At 39.0% G+C, this 16,690-nt stretch carries 13 protein-coding genes, 1 pseudogene and 3 riboswitches; all 14 genes and pseudogenes read left to right on the top strand.

The features are described 5' to 3' along the window. The first annotated feature begins 366 nt into the window (after positions 1-366). Positions 367-588, top strand: a complete 222-nt coding sequence (locus ACFX4I_RS16720; RefSeq protein ID WP_377421853.1) for a hypothetical protein — start codon at positions 367-369, stop codon at positions 586-588. A gap of 216 nt (positions 589-804) precedes the next feature. Continuing rightward, positions 805-1,992, top strand: a complete 1,188-nt coding sequence (locus ACFX4I_RS16715) for an amidohydrolase (protein ID WP_377421851.1) — start codon at positions 805-807, stop codon at positions 1,990-1,992. A gap of 717 nt (positions 1,993-2,709) precedes the next feature. Beyond that, the gene (locus ACFX4I_RS16710; protein ID WP_377421849.1) at positions 2,710-2,955 is read left to right on the top strand and encodes a hypothetical protein; all 246 of its coding nucleotides are present in this window, start codon (positions 2,710-2,712) and stop codon (positions 2,953-2,955) included. 258 nt (positions 2,956-3,213) lie between these two features. Continuing rightward, a riboswitch (glycine riboswitch) is annotated at positions 3,214-3,313 on the top strand. Between the two features lie 3 nt (positions 3,314-3,316). Then, positions 3,317-3,373: riboswitch (glycine riboswitch) on the top strand. 301 nt (positions 3,374-3,674) lie between these two features. Then, positions 3,675-5,054 (top strand): amino acid permease, encoded by a 1,380-nt coding sequence (locus ACFX4I_RS16705; RefSeq protein ID WP_377421847.1) that lies wholly within the window; start codon positions 3,675-3,677, stop codon positions 5,052-5,054. Between the two features lie 327 nt (positions 5,055-5,381). Then, a riboswitch (glycine riboswitch) is annotated at positions 5,382-5,486 on the top strand. 180 nt (positions 5,487-5,666) lie between these two features. Then, positions 5,667-6,917, top strand: coding sequence for a serine hydroxymethyltransferase (gene glyA, locus ACFX4I_RS16700; RefSeq protein ID WP_377421845.1), 1,251 nt, complete (start codon positions 5,667-5,669; stop codon positions 6,915-6,917). A gap of 367 nt (positions 6,918-7,284) precedes the next feature. Further along, positions 7,285-8,394 (top strand): glycine cleavage system aminomethyltransferase GcvT, encoded by a 1,110-nt coding sequence (gene gcvT / locus ACFX4I_RS16695; RefSeq protein ID WP_377421843.1) that lies wholly within the window; start codon positions 7,285-7,287, stop codon positions 8,392-8,394. Positions 8,395-8,555: 161 nt separating this feature from the next. Next, entirely contained in the window at positions 8,556-8,951 is a 396-nt protein-coding gene (gene gcvH, locus ACFX4I_RS16690; RefSeq protein WP_377421841.1) for a glycine cleavage system protein GcvH, read from the top strand. 1 nt (position 8,952) lies between these two features. Further along, positions 8,953-10,305: an aminomethyl-transferring glycine dehydrogenase subunit GcvPA gene (gcvPA, locus tag ACFX4I_RS16685; RefSeq protein ID WP_377421839.1), complete on the top strand. Its 1,353-nt coding sequence runs from the start codon at positions 8,953-8,955 to the stop codon at positions 10,303-10,305. After that, positions 10,298-11,788: an aminomethyl-transferring glycine dehydrogenase subunit GcvPB gene (gcvPB, locus tag ACFX4I_RS16680; RefSeq protein WP_377421838.1), complete on the top strand. Its 1,491-nt coding sequence runs from the start codon at positions 10,298-10,300 to the stop codon at positions 11,786-11,788. The genes gcvPA and gcvPB overlap by 8 nt, the downstream gene beginning before the upstream one ends. 249 nt (positions 11,789-12,037) lie before the next feature. Beyond that, positions 12,038-12,916 carry a lipoyl synthase gene (gene lipA, locus ACFX4I_RS16675; protein ID WP_377421836.1) on the top strand — a complete coding sequence of 293 codons (879 nt, stop codon included), beginning with the start codon at positions 12,038-12,040 and terminating at the stop codon, positions 12,914-12,916. Between the two features lie 39 nt (positions 12,917-12,955). After that, on the top strand, positions 12,956-13,267 hold the full coding sequence (locus tag ACFX4I_RS16670; protein WP_377421834.1) for an iron-sulfur cluster biosynthesis family protein: 312 nt from the start codon (positions 12,956-12,958) through the stop codon (positions 13,265-13,267). A gap of 110 nt (positions 13,268-13,377) precedes the next feature. After that, complete coding sequence (gene lpdA / locus ACFX4I_RS16665; protein WP_377421832.1) at positions 13,378-14,775, top strand: dihydrolipoyl dehydrogenase; 1,398 nt, start codon at positions 13,378-13,380, stop codon at positions 14,773-14,775. Between the two features lie 307 nt (positions 14,776-15,082). After that, a complete protein-coding gene (purU, locus tag ACFX4I_RS16660; protein ID WP_377421830.1) occupies positions 15,083-15,952 on the top strand; it encodes a formyltetrahydrofolate deformylase in 870 nt (289 codons plus the stop codon). Positions 15,953-16,617: 665 nt separating this feature from the next. Then, positions 16,618-16,690, top strand: a pseudogene (locus ACFX4I_RS16655) (L-serine ammonia-lyase, iron-sulfur-dependent subunit beta); the annotation flags it as partial.

Below are 16,690 nucleotides of genomic sequence, written 5' to 3'. Positions count from 1 at the left end.
GCTTTGAATGTATTTATTAATTACGGTGGAGATTTTGGATGGACAAGCCTGCATAGGTTTTATTGTTTTCATCAAAGTTGAAAAAAATAAAGAGATCGTACTGATTGACTTTACTGTATTTCAAAATAAACCATATACAGGTGCGTCTATTTCAGATTTTTGCTAAATGTGATTGCTGATACACTAGTTATAGCTAATACTTATGTACAAGTAGGTCGTGGATATAATTCATTCATCAGGCTTGTTATCACTTGGTTATTTAGTAGCTGTGCTTAAGATGTTTCGTGTAGAAGAGAAAATATTACAAAAGGCAGGGCCAAAATCATAATGATTTGGGGTGCCTTGGTTACGACAGGTGTGGCGGCGATGAGCTTAACCTTTTTAGCTGGCCTTACTAATACAATTGTCGTCATTGGATTTGCGCTATTTGGACTTGGAATTTATGAGACCCCATCACATCAACAGATACATCTGTATCTAATGAACCTGCTGAGAAAGTCGTTGAAGCAGCTGCTGTTTCTAAAATGGCAAGCTCACTTGACAGTATATTCGGCGTCGCAATTTCTACAGCTATTTACGCTGGAATAACGGCTTCAATAGGTATAATCGTAAACGTTATATACGGTGCACTTTCAATATTATCTATTATCTTTTGATGCCAAAATATGCCGGTAAAACATCTAATGCTTCTAAAAAATCACCGGCTGGTAGCAACCGAACCCTATTGCAGAATAATTAGTAGATGGAAATGCAAAACGCCTCCTTTAGTGGCATTTTCAAAAATAATGAAAGGATGAAGAGATTATGAAAAGTGATTTAATGGATATGCTAGAATCCCGTAAAGTTGAAATGATTGAAATTCGTAGGCACCTACACGAAAATCCTGAGCTATCTTTTAAAGAAGAACAGACAGCTGAGTATATTATTGATTTCTATAAAGGAAAAGACGTGGAAGTTCAATCGAATGTAGGTAATGGATACGGAATTATCGTGACCATTAAAGGTGGAAAACCCGGAAAAAACATCGGTCTTCGCGCTGATTTTGATGCGCTTCCAATCGCCGAAGAAACGGAAGTACCCTTTAAATCAAAAATTGAAGGCGTTATGCATGCGTGTGGCCATGATGGTCATACAGCCTATTTATTAGTCTTAGCGGATTGCCTCATTCAATTAAAAGATGAAATTCCAGGTACAATCAAAATTATTCATCAACATGCGGAAGAAGTTCCGCCAGGCGGGGCAAAGAGTATTGTAGAATCCGGCGTGCTTGACGATTTAGATAATATATTTGGAATCCATCTCCTGCCAATGGATTCAGCAGGAGTGGTTGGTTATCATGCTGGATATTCTTTTAACGGCAGAGCTTATATGAAATTAAAAATACAAGGTAGAGGTGGACATGGTTCCTCACCACATCTAGCGAATGATGCCATTGTGGCTGGTGCCCATTTTGTTACAGCCGCACAAACGATTATTAGCCGTCGATTAAGTCCATTTGATATTGGTGTGATTACGATTGGTTCTTTTGACGGAAAAGGAACATTCAATGTCATTAAAGACAGCGTAGAGCTTGAAGGCGATATCCGTTATATGACAGTTGAAACAAAAGCAACGATTGAAAAAGAAGTGAAACGTCTTGTAAAAGGACTTGAAGAAGAATTTGGCGTAACATGTGATCTAACCTACACGAATGACTATCCCCCTCTATACAATGATCCTGAATTAACAGGAAAGGTTGCTGAGATTCTGAAGAATGCAAATGATAAAGATATTAAAGAAGTGAAGGAATTTCCAGCAATGCCGCCTTCTGAAGACTTTGCTTACTATGCTGAAAAAATTCCTTCCTGCTTCTTTTACATTGCTTGTACACCTAGAGGAGTAGAAAAACCTTATTTTAATCATAACCCTAAATTTGATATCGATGAAGATGCCCTTCTCGTGGCAGCAAAGGCAGTAGGATATGTTGTTTATGGTTATTATGGGTTAGATTAGGGGTAGAATCATTTTTAAGGTGCGGTACAGATGACCACATGCTTTGCTGTATTAGATAATTCTATTCATAAAAAGCATTACGATTACCGAGAAAGGCTAATAAAGGTTGGTTGTAGCTGATAGACAAAGCTCCGTGTGGAGGGAAACTTTCATGCACGGTGCGAGGTAAGGGAGACTGTTTCTATAAATAAAAAATTTAACCAGCCTATTCCTATGGAAAATGCAACGATAACAACGAATTTTCACCTATCATTAAATAGGAAATACAAATAAATCAACCCTTTTTATAAAATAATGATTCGATTGAATTTCTAATAAGGGCGTGTTTTGATCAATCTAAATATGTTATTTTAACAAAGTAATGTATTGATTTGATCATACTTTATAAACCAGTTTTAAAAGGTGCTGCTAACTAAATTAAAGTCCTAGTTTGAAAAGACAACAAGATGTGGTTTTTGTCTTTTCTTTTTAATGTGGACAAAACTGTAAACCTTACTACGTAGGAATATTCATCAACTTCCTCTCATCCGAAATTCCACAATAAAAGGGTTCGTAAATCCTCCTTTTTTATATTTGGTACGAATACATTATGATTTAACAAAGAAAGTCAAAATGAATACGTAATGATAAATTTAAACCTTGTTGTTCTAAATTATGTTATTCTATTTCTGTTTACAACAGTCCGACTGAGAAACTGTAAAGGGGGTATGAGGTAAAATGGATAAGGAAAAGAAAAGCAAGCTAAAGAGGCCAAAGAAGTCGTGGGTATGGGTTCTAGCAATTATCATCATTGCTAATATAGCAGGTGGTGGGGACAAAGAGGAAGTTGCTAAAGAAAAGGAAGCTTCTGAATCTACTGCTGAACTTAGGGAGGAAGCTCCAAAGCAATCTATACTGCTGCAAGCATTCTCGCGAGTCTCGAATTTTCTCTTTTTCCATACATCAATTATGTTAAAACTATAGACATTATGTCCTTTCCCATCTTTAAAATTTAGCCGTATTGTCAATCGGAAAAATGTAAAAATGTTTCGCTTATACATAAGCTTGTTTGGATTCCTTGCGACATAGAAAAGCAACTAATAACATCTAAATTATACCTGTTCATAAAGTTCAAAATTGTCTATGTTAAAATTTCAGAAAATAAAGTTTTTTCAGATAATCATTGAAATATCCATTAAAACCCGATAATATACAACTATTAAAACAACTTTATATCAGCGGATGATAATTGTGGGAGAGACTAAACATTGTTTAGCACCGAAGGAGCAAACCCTAAAAAGCAGGGGACTAATCTCTCAGGTAAAAGGACTACAATTGGACGCGTCTCTGAAGAGAGCCATAGGCCACCGAAGGAGTTAAACTCTCAGGTAAAAGGACAGAGGAAGGTAGGAAAATCCCTATCTTTCCTCTGTCCTTTTTGTACTAGGAAAGATAAAAAGAGAGGAGGTGCAATAAGACCTGTAGATATATGAGTCTATCTTTGGATTTGTACAATTAACGCCATATTTTCAAAAAGGTTGGTAGATCTGTTTCAAAAAAACTATATCTAGTACCTAACCAAGAAAGCGCTTACATCTGTAGGGCAGTTCCCCAGTACGTTAATAATTCACACTCATTGAAGGACTGACCCTTTATTGGAAAAAAATCCAAGTATCCTATAAAAGTAGAAAGTGGGAATTCGTATGCAGGAACAAAAGTTGGATAGAGGGCTAAAAAACAGGCACGTACAACTCATCGCTATTGGTGGGGCAATCGGAACGGGATTATTTCTTGGAGCAGGAAAATCTATTCATTTAGCCGGGCCATCAATTTTAATTGCTTACATGATTACAGGCGTCATTTGCTTTTTAATCATGCGCGCACTTGGAGAACTACTCTTATCTAATTTGCACTATCATTCCTTTGTCGACTTTGTAAGAGACTATTTAGGTAATATGGCTGCATTTGTAACCGGCTGGACCTACTGGTTTTGCTGGATTTCAATCGCAATGGCCGACTTAACGGCAGTTGGTCTTTATACTCAATATTGGTTTCCCTCTGTACCACAGTGGATGCCAGGGTTAATTGCTCTTGTCATTCTGCTATTTATGAACCTTGCAACCGTAAAACTTTTTGGCGAAATGGAATTCTGGTTCGCATTAATTAAAGTCATAGCTATTCTAGCACTAATTGTTATTGGTATTTTCATGATTATTAAAGGCTTTTCCACTGATTCAGGCGCAGCAAGTTTCACGAATCTATGGAGTCATGAAGGTATGTTCCCAAATGGAATAAATGGTTTTGTCCTCTCATTCCAGATGGTAGTGTTTGCGTTTGTTGGCATTGAACTTGTAGGACTAACAGCAGGTGAAACTGAAGATCCTGAAAAAGTTATCCCCAAAGCGATCAATAATATTCCTATTCGGATTATAATTTTCTACATTGGCGCACTTATTGTCATAATGAGTGTTTATCCGTGGAACGCAATCATCCCAACGGAAAGCCCATTTGTCCAAGTATTTGTGGCTGTAGGTATCGCTGGAGCTGCTGGTATCGTCAATTTTGTCGTCCTTACATCGGCTGCTTCTGCATGTAACAGCGCAATCTTCAGTACAAGCCGGATGGTATACTCACTTGCCAAAGATAAAAATGCACCTGTACCGTTTGCAAAACTTAATGACCGTAAAGTGCCTTCCAATGCATTGCTCTTTTCAACTGTTGTCATTTTAATTTCCGTTGTTTTGAACTATTTAATGGCTGAAGGAGTATTTACCTTAATTACAAGTATTTCTACAGTATGTTTCATCTATATTTGGGGAATTACAGTCATCAGCCATTTGAAATATCGTAAAACAAGACCAGATCTAGTGAAAAAGAACAAATTTAAATTACCACTTTATCCATTTTCCAATTACTTGATCCTTGCTTTCCTAACATTCGTCCTTGTTGTTCTTGCACTTGCGAACGATACTCGTGTTGCCTTATTCGTAACTCCTGTTTGGTTTATTATGCTGATTGCGATTTATAAGGTGCGCAAAACGAAGGTAGAACAGGCGAATCAGAGAGAGGTAGCGGGGAATTAAAAGGCAAGAAACCCTTTTGATTCTATTAACGGTGTTTGTCCAGATAGCTGACGCTCCATATTTTCCAACTCGGTGAGAAAAAAATCTCCGTTATAAAAAGCTTTAAGATATCTGGATGATCATATTATAATTTGAAAAAATATTTTAGAATAGTTTTGTTAGCGCTTTCAAAAATGCTTGACATAATTATTATCAACAACTATTCTAAATGTACCAAATTGAATAAGCGGATGACAGTTGTGGGAGAGTGCAAGCGACAAGCCACCGAAGGAGCAAGTTCCAAAAAGACCCTTGGAACAAATCTCTCAGGTAGATGGAACCACAAATGGACGCACCTCTGGAGAGCGCGTATAAACATATACGCCACCAAAGGGGAAAGGCTCTATTAAAAAATGGAGCTAAACTCTCAGGTAAAAGGACAGAGAAGGGTAGAGAACGCTACGACCCTTTTCTGTCCTTTTTTGCGTGCAAAAAAGGTTGTAAAGCATACTGTTTTTAACAGTTTTCATAGAAAAGTAGGCTTGTAGCGGGAAAGAAGCTTTAGTGTCTAGTACCGTGTTAAAATTCAGAATTGAGTAAAAATTCAGCAATAACGTTTAGGAGGAAAATAAAATGAGTTTACAACAAAATGATTCAACCATTTTTGAAGCGATTGAGAAGGAAGGACAACGTCAACATCAAACACTGGAATTGATTGCATCAGAAAACTTTGTTAGCCCTGATGTATTAGAAGCCATGGGAAGCGTGATGACAAATAAATATGCAGAAGGTTATCCAGGAAAGCGCTATTATGGTGGATGTGAATTTGTCGATGTGGCAGAACAAGCAGCTATTGAGCGCTTAACAAAACTTTTTGGTGCCAAATATGCAAATGTTCAGCCTCACTCAGGTGCACAAGCCAATTTCGCAGTTTTTTTCGCACTGCTTCAGCCTGGTGATAAGGTGATGGGAATGAACCTTTCACATGGTGGCCACTTAACTCATGGAAGTCCAGTCAGCGTTTCAGGAAAATGGTTTGAAGTTGTGTCTTATGGAGTTAGAAAAGATACTCAGTTAATTGATTATGATGAGTTGGAAGCTATCGCAAAGAAAGAACAACCTAAATTGATTATTGCAGGGACAAGTGCCTATCCAAGAACGATTAATTTTGCACGTTTTAGAGAAATAGCTGATCAAGTTGGTGCAAAACTTATGGTGGATATGGCTCATATAGCCGGACTGGTGGCTGCTGGTCTTCACCCATCCCCAATCCCATATGCAGATGTTGTGACAAGTACAACACATAAAACATTAAGAGGACCGCGGGGGGGAATCATTTTAACGAATGATGAGGTAATGATTAAAGCGATTAATAAATCCGTATTCCCAGGAATTCAAGGCGGTCCACTAATGCATATCATTGCAGCAAAAGCAGTTGCTTTCAACGAGGCTTTACAACCAAGCTTTAAGGATTATGCGAAACAAGTCATTGAAAATGCTGCAACACTTGGAGAAACATTAAAAAATGAAGGTGCAGCCCTTGTTTCTGGTGGAACAGATAATCATATTGTCCTTTTAGATTTGCGTCCGTGGAATTTAACAGGAAAAGAAGCGGAGAAATTATTAGAAGACGCGGGCATTACTGTTAATAAAAATACGATTCCCTATGATCCAGAAAAGCCCTTTGTTACGAGCGGTATCCGAATGGGGACAGCAGCTTTAACAACTCGAGGCATGAAGAGGAAAGAGATGGTGAAAATTGGTGAAGTGATTGCAACCGTTCTAAAGAGTAAAGGTAATAAAGACGTTCTTCAGAAAGCAAGAGAAACAACCAAAGAGATTTGTGATGTTTATCCGTTATTTCAACAGCCAACCACTGTGTAATGAAAGGGGCAGATTAACTGAGCAACGGCCATGGCAGCTGGGACAATCGTTGAGTTGAGGAACTCCAAAGAAAGCCGTGAAACGAAAGACATTGCATTGAATTTCACGATTGATTTGTGATCAAGTCGTACATGTTGAAGTTCCTTCCATCAAGCTGAATGTGATTGGAACCTCCTTTACATCTTCAGTAGCCGACATGTCCCTTACAGGGATTGAGAGCCGCATTGTAATGAGATTATTCAAGCTTTGTATAAAAGATTTACCAAGGATCCTTCGAGATATGTCTTTTGGAATCCTGGCAATGAAAGTAACCGGTAACAGGTGAAAGAACATCTATTTAGCAGAAAATCATAATTGGGGGTAGAACATGGGTATTGAAACAGCATTAAAGCAAACACCGCTTTTTGAAGTATATAAGAAATACGAAGCAAAAGTTATAAATTTTGGTGGCTGGGCTCTACCGGTTCAATTTACCAGCATTTTAGAAGAGCATGAAGCTGTTCGAACAGAAGCAGGACTTTTTGATGTTTCTCATATGGGAGAAGTACTTGTGGAAGGGAAAGATGCCGAGAGTTATATTAACTACCTTGTTACAAACGATGTAACAAAGCTTGGCATCAATCAAGCACAGTATACCGCAATGTGTTATCCAGACGGTGGAACGGTCGATGATTTATTAGTTTATAAATTAGGAAATGAAAAATATTTACTTGTCATTAATGCTGCAAACATTGAGAAAGATTACGAATGGATGAAGCAGCATGTAAAAGGAGAGATGGAGCTCCAAAATATTTCGGAAGACATCGCTCAGCTTGCCATCCAAGGACCAAAGGCAGAAAGCATTTTGCAAAAGTTAACGGAAATTGATTTATCAGAAATTGGTTCTTTTAAATTCGCCCAACATGTCAACATCTCGGGGATTACTGACGTACTTGTATCCCGTACAGGTTACACAGGAGAAAATGGATATGAACTTTATTTATCTGCAGACAAAGCGGTAGCACTCTGGGAAAAGATCTTAGAAGCAGGAGCCACGAGTGGATTAAAACCATGCGGACTTGGTGCACGGGACACGCTTCGGCTGGAAGCACGTCTTGCACTCTATAGCCAAGAACTAAGTAACGATATCAGCCCGCTTGAAGCAGGAATCGGCTTTGTCGTAAAGACGAACAAAGAAAGTGACTTTATCGGAAAATCTGCTCTTACAGAACAAAAAGAAACTGGATTAAAACGAAAATTAGTAGGGATTGAAGTAACAGGCCGGGGGATTCCGCGTCATGGTTACAAGGTAATTTCTAAAGATGGAGAGGAAATAGGTATTGTTACATCAGGAACTCAATCACCATCTTTGAAGAAAAGCTTAGGTCTTGCCTTGGTATCAGCCAATCAAGCTGAAGTGGGGACGCCGATAAAAGTGGAAATCCGAAATAAACAGATTGAAGCCGTTATTGTTAATGCACCATTCTACAAAAGGTAAGCGGAAATAATTTAATAGAGTTATCGTGTAGTTTTCATGTGTCGCTTTCCGTTACCTTGCATGCAGCCTGGAATCGACTACCTAAGAGTAAAATCACCTAAAATATATTCTGAATTATGAAAAAATAAAAAAACAAAAAGAAAAGAAAAGGGGAAAATACAATGACGAAATTATTATCAAGTTTTCGATATAGCAAAGAACATGAGTGGGTGCAACAATTAGAAGGAAACCGTGTTCGTATTGGAATCTCGGATTATGCACAAAAGGCGTTAGGTGATATCGTCTTTGTTGAAAATCCAACGATTGATGATGAAGTAACTGTCAATGAATCGATGGGAACGATTGAGTCAGTTAAAGCAGTTTCCGAACTTTACTCCCCTGTTTCAGGTACAGTAGTTACTGTAAACGAAGAGTTAGAAGGCGCTCCAGAGACGATTAACGAGCATCCATTTGAAGCAGGGTGGTTAGTCGAAGTAGAAATGTCCAATCCAGAAGAATTAGACTCACTTTTAAACGAAGATGAGTATCAAGCATTTACTAATGAAGGAGAGGAATAATATGACAGCCACTTATAGATACCTTCCTGATACGAAACAAGACCAAGATGAGATGCTCACATTTTTAAATATTTCTTCTATAGATGAGTTATTTGAAGATATTCCAGCTGAAATCAGACTGCAGGGTGAGCTAAACATCCCAAAGGCGGTTCCTGAACCGCTTCTTTTGAAAAGAATGAACCAGCTTGCTACAAAAAACAAAAATGCGAATCATTATCCGACTTTCCTCGGTGCGGGTACATATGATCACTACATTCCAAGTGTGGTGAACCATATGATTTCACGCTCCGAATTTTACACGGCCTATACACCTTATCAACCGGAAATCAGTCAAGGTGAATTACAAGCAATTTTTGAATTTCAAACGATGGTCTGTGAGTTGACAGGAATGGATGTGGCTAACTCTTCCATGTACGATGGTTTTACATCGCTTGCAGAAGCTGCATCACTTGCAGTTGCAGCTACGAGACGTTCGAAAGTTCTTGTTTCCAAAGCGGTACATCCTGAATCCCGTGCTATTTTACATACAGTAGCAGGAGGTCCGGGATACACAGCTGAGGAAGTAAACCTAGCTGATGACGTTACAGATTTAGGGAAGCTGCAAGAACAAATTGATAAGGACACTGCTGCCGTTATTGTTCAATATCCAAATTTCTTCGGTTCCATTGAGGATATAAAAGCAATTAAGAAAATTGCGGAAGAAAAAGGTGCCCTTTTAATCGTAAGCGCCAATCCCCTTGCACTAGCACTCTTGCAGGCTCCTGGGAAACTTGGGGCAGATATTGTGATCGGTGATATGCAGCCATTAGGAATCCCGATGTCCTTTGGCGGTCCACACTGCGGCTATTTTGCGGTAAATAAAAAACTCATGCGCAAAATCCCAGGACGAATTGTAGGCCAAACAGCAGATGAAAAAGGACAGCGTGGATTTGTGTTAACACTTCAAGCACGTGAACAGCATATTCGCCGTGATAAAGCTTCATCGAATATTTGTTCCAACCAGGCATTAAATGCTCTTGCCTCTTCTATTTGTATGACATCACTTGGAAAGCAAGGGATTCGTCAAATGGCACAGCTAAACATTGAGAAAGCTGATTACATGGCGAAAACTCTAGAACAGAAGGGCTATACCATAATCAATGAGGCACCATTCTTCAATGAGTTTGTTGTCGGGCTTCCACGTTCGGTAAAGGAAGTCAATGCAAAACTTCTTAAGGCCGGGATTATCGGTGGATTTGATTTAGAAAGTGATTACGGTTTTGAAAATAAAATGCTGCTAGCTGTGACTGAGCAGCGAACAAAAGAAGAAATTGACCAATTTGTTGATGCTTTGGAGGCGATTGTAAATGGTTGAATATAATGAGTTAATTTTTGAAATAAGTCGTCCAGGACGGGTAGGTTCAAGTATTCCGGATAGTGACGTTGACTATGTTGATACAAATGAAAAATTCCCAAAGCATTTAATCCGTGACGAACCTGCAGAGCTCCCAGAAGTATCAGAGTTGCAGCTTGTTCGCCATTACACAGCGCTCTCTAATAAAAACCATGGAATCGATAATGGATTCTATCCACTGGGTTCTTGCACGATGAAGTACAACCCGAAAATAAATGAAGATGTGGCACGTTTGGAAGGCTTTAGCCGCATTCATCCCTATCAGCCCGTTGAAACAGTACAGGGTGCATTAGAAGTTTTATATGAATTACAGGAAGAGCTAGCCGTCATTACAGGAATGGATGCTGTAACATTACAGCCATCAGCTGGGGCTCAAGGGGAATGGACAGGTTTAATGATGGTTAAGGCGTATCATGCTGAAAAAGGCGAAACCAGAACGAAAGTACTTGTTCCAGACTCAGCGCACGGTACAAATCCTGCAAGTGCAAGTGTTGCTGGTTTTCAAACGATCACGATTCCATCCGATAAAAATGGATTAGTCGACCTAGAAGAATTAAAGAAACATGTAGGATCTGATACAGCTGCGCTAATGTTGACGAATCCGAATACTCTTGGACTTTTTGAAAAAGAAATAGTGGAAATCGCTCAGGTTGTTCATGAAGCAGGGGGCCTATTATATTATGACGGAGCGAATGCCAATGCCATTTTAGGTAAAACAACACCAGGTCAAATGGGCTTTGACATCGTGCACTTAAATCTTCACAAAACATTTACGACTCCTCATGGAGGTGGCGGTCCAGGGGCAGGTCCTGTCGGTGTGAAAGAGAAACTTACTCCATACTTGCCAGTTCCGCGCATAGAAAAAGAAGGTGATAAATATGTGCTGAACGCTAATTATTCGCACTCTATCGGAAGGGTAAAAGGGTATTATGGAAACTTCGGAATTCTCTTGCGGGCGTATACTTATATTCGCACGATGGGGCCTGAAGGGCTTCGCCAAGTATCAGAAAGTGCCGTGCTTCATGCTAATTACCTTCGTAAAAGATTGGAGCCATACTTTGAAGCGCCATATTTACAAATTTGCAAGCATGAATTTGTCCTATCCGGATCCAGACAGAAAAAGCTGGGTGTAAGAACGCTTGATATGGCAAAACGCCTGCTAGATTTCGGCTATCATCCGCCGACCATCTATTTCCCGTTAAATGTTGAGGAATGTTTGATGATTGAACCGACAGAAACAGAGTCGAAAGAAACACTCGATGCATTTGCGGAGGTAATGATTACAATTGCCAAAGAAGTGGAAGAAAACCCAGGGGTTGTTTTGGAAGCACCACATACTACAGTGATTGGGCGATTGGATGAGGTACAAGCGGCTAGACAACCTATCTTGCGTTATTCCAAAGAAGAAGTACTAGTAGTAAAGGAAGCAACGGTAACGTCATAAATGAATGATTGAATGAACATGAACCACCAAGGATGGATTATAAAGACAAGAATCTCAATATTTCATCCAAGGTGGTTCATATAAGCGTGTTTATAAAGGATGAAAAAAGTGCCAAGAGGCGGAATGAGAAAATAGTCTTGAGAACTAAAAAGACAGAGCAACGGAGAAACTCTATCGGTCTTTTTTTTGGCCTATGGAACAACCTCTTTAAAGCTAAAATTACATCTGCTCATAGGAGTGAGAAATAAAATGTCCATCACTGATCTTCGTAAACCAGAATGGCTAAAAATTAAATTAAATACGAATGAACAATATACAGGCTTAAAGAAAATGATGCGTGAAAAAAAACTTCATACTGTTTGTGAAGAAGCAAGATGTCCTAATATTCATGAATGCTGGGCGGTACGAAAAACGGCAACTTTCATGATTTTAGGAAGTGTATGTACCCGGGCTTGCAGGTTCTGTGCAGTTCAAACAGGGCTACCATCAGAACTTGATTGGGAAGAGCCCGAACGTGTTGCAGAATCAGTAAAGCAAATGAACCTAAAACATGTGGTGATTACCGCTGTCGCTCGTGATGATTTAAAAGACGGCGGAGCAGAGGTGTTTGCAGAAACTGTAAAGGCAGTGAGGCGGCAAAATCCATTTTGCAGCATTGAAGTTCTCCCCTCGGATCTGAATGGGGAATATGACAACTTAAAAACATTAATGGATACAAGGCCAGACATTTTGAATCACAACATTGAAACAGTTAAACGCTTATCCCAAAAAGTTCGTGCACGTGCAACATACGAACGTTCATTAGAGTTTTTAAGGCGGGCAAAGCAAATGAATTCCACTATCCCTACGAAATCAAGCATTATGATTGGTCTAGGAGAAACAAAAGAAGAAATTATTGAAACAATGTATGATCTTCGTGCTAACGATGTTGACATCATGACTATTGGTCAATATTTGCAGCCGACAAAACGACATTTGAAGGTCGAAAAATATTGGAGTCCAGAAGAGTTTGAAGAACTGAAAAACATTGCCATGTCAAAAGGGTTCAGTCATTGTGAAGCCGGTCCGCTTGTTCGCTCCTCTTATCATGCAGATGAACAAGTTCGTGCAACTAAGGTTAATGCCTAACCATTTTTTCAATAAACCATTAAGAAAGGGGAGAATCAGATGATAGTCAAAATAAAGATAACAGAAGCAGCCATGAATAAACTGAAGGAAATGACATGTAAGGGTGCGCAAATTCCTCGCATTGACGCTGATATTGCCGGCGGCTGCGGGGTGTCGGTGAAGTTCTCCCTCTTATTGGACGAGCCCCGCAGAAATGATGTAATTATTGAATATGAGGGAGTTCAGCTTAGATTAGATCATTTTACAAAACGCTATTTAGATGAAGAAACACAAATTGATTATATAGAAGATAGTGGCTTTATTGTTGGAGAAAGCTTTGCATCCAATGCATGTGCCATTGAAATAAATTAAAGTATCGTGATCGTTTACCTATTATATAGAATGGATCGTGTTTAATAAGTTAGTTGTTTTCTTAGAGTTTATATCACTATGGTTATGAAAACAAAAGGGGGAAGTATTAGGTGAATCAAAAATATGACGTTGTTATCATCGGTGGCGGCACCGGTGGATATGTTGCGGCCATTCGTGCGACTCAATTAGGATTAAAAACGGCGGTAGTTGAACAAGGTAAACTTGGTGGAACATGCCTTCATGCAGGTTGTATTCCAAGTAAAGCATTATTAAGGAGTGCAGAGGTATATTCGAATGCAAAAAATGCAGATAAATTTGGTGTTATTGCACCGGAAGTTGGCCTGGACTTCTCAAAAGTACGGGCCAGGAAAGAAGAAATTACTGAACGCTTATTTAAAGGTGTACAACATTTAATGAAAAAAGGGAAAATAGATGTGTTCGAAGGGAAAGGAAGTATTTTACAGTCAAGAGATGTTTTAGTGAGGTTGAATAATGATGAACGGGAAACAATATTAAGCTCTCGAAATATTTTAATAGCTACAGGATCTCGTCCAAGGACATTACCCGGCCTAGAAGCGGATGGCGAATATGTGATGACATCGGATGAAGCGCTACAAATGAAAGAGCTCCCAAATTCCATCATTATTGTCGGCGGCGGTGTTATTGGAATAGAATGGGCTTCGATGCTTATTGACTTTGGGTTAGAAGTGACTGTGATTGAGTATGCCGAGCGCATTTTACCGACGGAAGATAAAGATATTTCAAAGGAAGTACAGCGACTAATGAAGAAAAAAGGTGTGAAAATCGTAACAGGGGCAAAGGTGCTTCCAGAATCGTTAGAAAAAGGTGATGGTGTCTCTTTAAAGGCGGAATATAAAGGGAAAGACACGACATTTTCAGCAGAAAAATTATTAGTATCTGTCGGAAGATTAGCAAACATAGAAGGCATTCACCTTGAAAATACCAAAGTTGAAGTCGAACATGTTATTCAAACAAATGAGTATTATCAAACGAATGAGCCAAACATTTATGCAATTGGAGATGTGATTGGAGGATTACAGCTTGCCCATGTTGCTTCACATGAAGGGATCATCGCAATTGAACATATGGCAGGAGAAAACCCTGTGCCACTTGATCAATCTCTTGTTTCAAAATGCATATACAGTAACCCGGAGGTAGCTAGTGTTGGCTTAACAGAAGAGGATGCGAAGGAGAAAGGGTATCAAGTAAAAACAGGGAAGTTTCCCTTCCGTGCGATTGGAAAGGCTCTTGTTTTTGGTGAATCAGACGGTTTTGTCAAACTCGTTGTTGAAGAAGAGTCTAGTAAGTTGTTAGGAGCGCATATGGTTGGGCCTCATGTAACCGATATGATTTCAGAAGCTGGTCTTGCACGAGTATTAAATGCAACAGCTATGGATATTGCGCATACGATACACCCTCACCCTACATTAGCGGAAGCAATTGGGGAAGCTGCCCTAGCTGTATATGGTAAGGAAATACACTCATAGATATGAAGATAGTAAAAGAAGAGTTGAATACTTATTCCTTTAGGGGAGAGGCGAACCATATGTATGATAGGTGGGAGAAGCATGGTATTAAGTATCAAGTAGTTTCACTATGAAAACTGGTTATGTCCGAACAATGCCGTTACTACAATATCATTTCTAGCAATCTTGAACTACGTTGATGGGGGCGATAGACCTTAAAGTTTTTTTCTGACAACCGCTTCCCCTATAGCGGTTGAGTTTAGACAGCATTCTGAATTCGAAAGTTTTTACATATTTTAATTACAAATCTAAGGATGGTGAGAGACCATTGTATAAAGAAGTGAATGTTAACCGAGCTAAATTATTAATATCTTGTCCAGAGAAACCAGGTATTATCTCGGCTGTATCTAACCTATTATTAGAAAGCAGAGCAAATGTTGTTCATTTTGACCAACATACGACGGATCCACAAGCTGGTATGTTTTTTATGAGGATCGAATTCGATTTAAACGACTTTGATGCTTCCTATGCAAAACTTGAAGAGGACTTACATGTGCTGGCCCAGGCTTATGCGATGGAATGGAGCTTAAGCGGTAATAATAAAAGAAAGCGAATGGCCATCTTTGTATCCAAAATGGATCACTGTCTTATGGAGCTTATATGGCGTTGGAAATCGAATGAACTTCCAGTGGAAATTCCGATGGTGATCAGTAATCATCCTGATTTAAAAAACATAGTAGAAAGTTATGGCATCCCTTATTATCATATTCCTTTAGCTCATGAAACGAAGCAACAAGCAGAACAAAAAGCACTAGATCTATTGAAAGGTAAAGTAGACTTTATTGCCTTGGCTAGATATATGCAAATTCTTTCCCCTGCATTTGTTTCGGAGTTCCCAAATCAAATTATTAACATTCATCATTCTTTCTTACCGGCGTTTGTCGGTGCAAATCCTTATGCGAGAGCCTATAACCGTGGTGTTAAGTTAATTGGAGCAACTGCTCATTATGTTACGAATGATCTTGATGAAGGACCTATTATTCAGCAAGATGTAAAGCGGGTTAATCATAGACATACAATCGAAGAATTAAAGGTTACCGGGAGTCATGTGGAAAGACAGGTTCTTGCCCAAGCTGTTTCTTGGCATATTGAAGATAGAGTTATTATTCATGGGAATAAAACAATCGTGTTTGATTGAATACAATCTTATGATGCTTTAAAGATAGGAAATAAACTTTACAATATTTTTAGAGATTTTTCTCTACTAATTCTATTAGAGCAGACGACAAAATCCTCGACCTTGGGAGCATTTTGTCATATCTCAAACGGGACATCATTACTTTATATACCTATTCCTATATTAATATCCACATTTCAATCTCTATTATAATTGAAACAATTCCATAAAAGGTTTCCTTCGTTTACTTAAACGAATAACAGCTTGATTCATCTTGTGCATTTTTGATTGAGGCGATTCACTGCCAATTTCGGAGGATTATCAATATAAACAAGCATTGTAAGATCGAAATGTACTTTACCTTTTTCGCCTTTTTTAGCATTGACGCGCTCTACCGCCTTTCTCGTCTTTTAAAGCTTTTGCTGCTTCTGACCCATAATGTAACCGGGACGACCACACCTATCGCAGGGTCGGAAGTTTTGTACGGTTTCAATGACCCTGTAAAGGTGACTTATCACAGCTGGAATATGTGCAGTTGTTGGAGTAACGGTTGGTTTCCTTGGTTCGATCGTGTTCAAGAATTATAAGATCAGGACCGTTTCAGAAATAAGGGTGAATGAAGAACAAAAAGCGGCATAATGAAAGGCCGTTTAAAAAATATTTTGCCAGAAAAGGGGCATATCACGATGAAATACAGATCTGCATTCGATATAATCGGTCCCGTCATGATTGGACCTTCAAGTTCACATACAGCAGGAG

Origin of the sequence: Peribacillus sp. YIM B13472 (assembly GCF_042788005.1) — a bacterium.
GTDB classification, from domain to species: domain Bacteria; phylum Bacillota; class Bacilli; order Bacillales; family DSM-1321; genus Peribacillus; species Peribacillus simplex_E.
Note: the sequence above shows the minus strand (reverse complement) of the source record. Positions and strands in the feature narration are given on the sequence as shown.

Excerpts from the sequence above, each read along its gene's own strand:
- ACFX4I_RS16720 (WP_377421853.1), top strand. The coding sequence starts at position 367 with ATGAGCTTAACCTTTTTAGCTGGCCTTACTAATACAATTGTCGTCATT.
- ACFX4I_RS16715 (WP_377421851.1), top strand. The coding sequence starts at position 805 with ATGAAAAGTGATTTAATGGATATGCTAGAATCCCGTAAAGTTGAAATG.
- ACFX4I_RS16710 (WP_377421849.1), top strand. The coding sequence starts at position 2,710 with ATGGATAAGGAAAAGAAAAGCAAGCTAAAGAGGCCAAAGAAGTCGTGG.
- ACFX4I_RS16705 (WP_377421847.1), top strand. The coding sequence starts at position 3,675 with ATGCAGGAACAAAAGTTGGATAGAGGGCTAAAAAACAGGCACGTACAA.
- glyA (WP_377421845.1), top strand. The coding sequence starts at position 5,667 with ATGAGTTTACAACAAAATGATTCAACCATTTTTGAAGCGATTGAGAAG.
- gcvT (WP_377421843.1), top strand. The coding sequence starts at position 7,285 with ATGGGTATTGAAACAGCATTAAAGCAAACACCGCTTTTTGAAGTATAT.
- gcvH (WP_377421841.1), top strand. The coding sequence starts at position 8,556 with ATGACGAAATTATTATCAAGTTTTCGATATAGCAAAGAACATGAGTGG.
- gcvPA (WP_377421839.1), top strand. The coding sequence starts at position 8,953 with ATGACAGCCACTTATAGATACCTTCCTGATACGAAACAAGACCAAGAT.
- gcvPB (WP_377421838.1), top strand. The coding sequence starts at position 10,298 with ATGGTTGAATATAATGAGTTAATTTTTGAAATAAGTCGTCCAGGACGG.
- lipA (WP_377421836.1), top strand. The coding sequence starts at position 12,038 with ATGTCCATCACTGATCTTCGTAAACCAGAATGGCTAAAAATTAAATTA.
- ACFX4I_RS16670 (WP_377421834.1), top strand. The coding sequence starts at position 12,956 with ATGATAGTCAAAATAAAGATAACAGAAGCAGCCATGAATAAACTGAAG.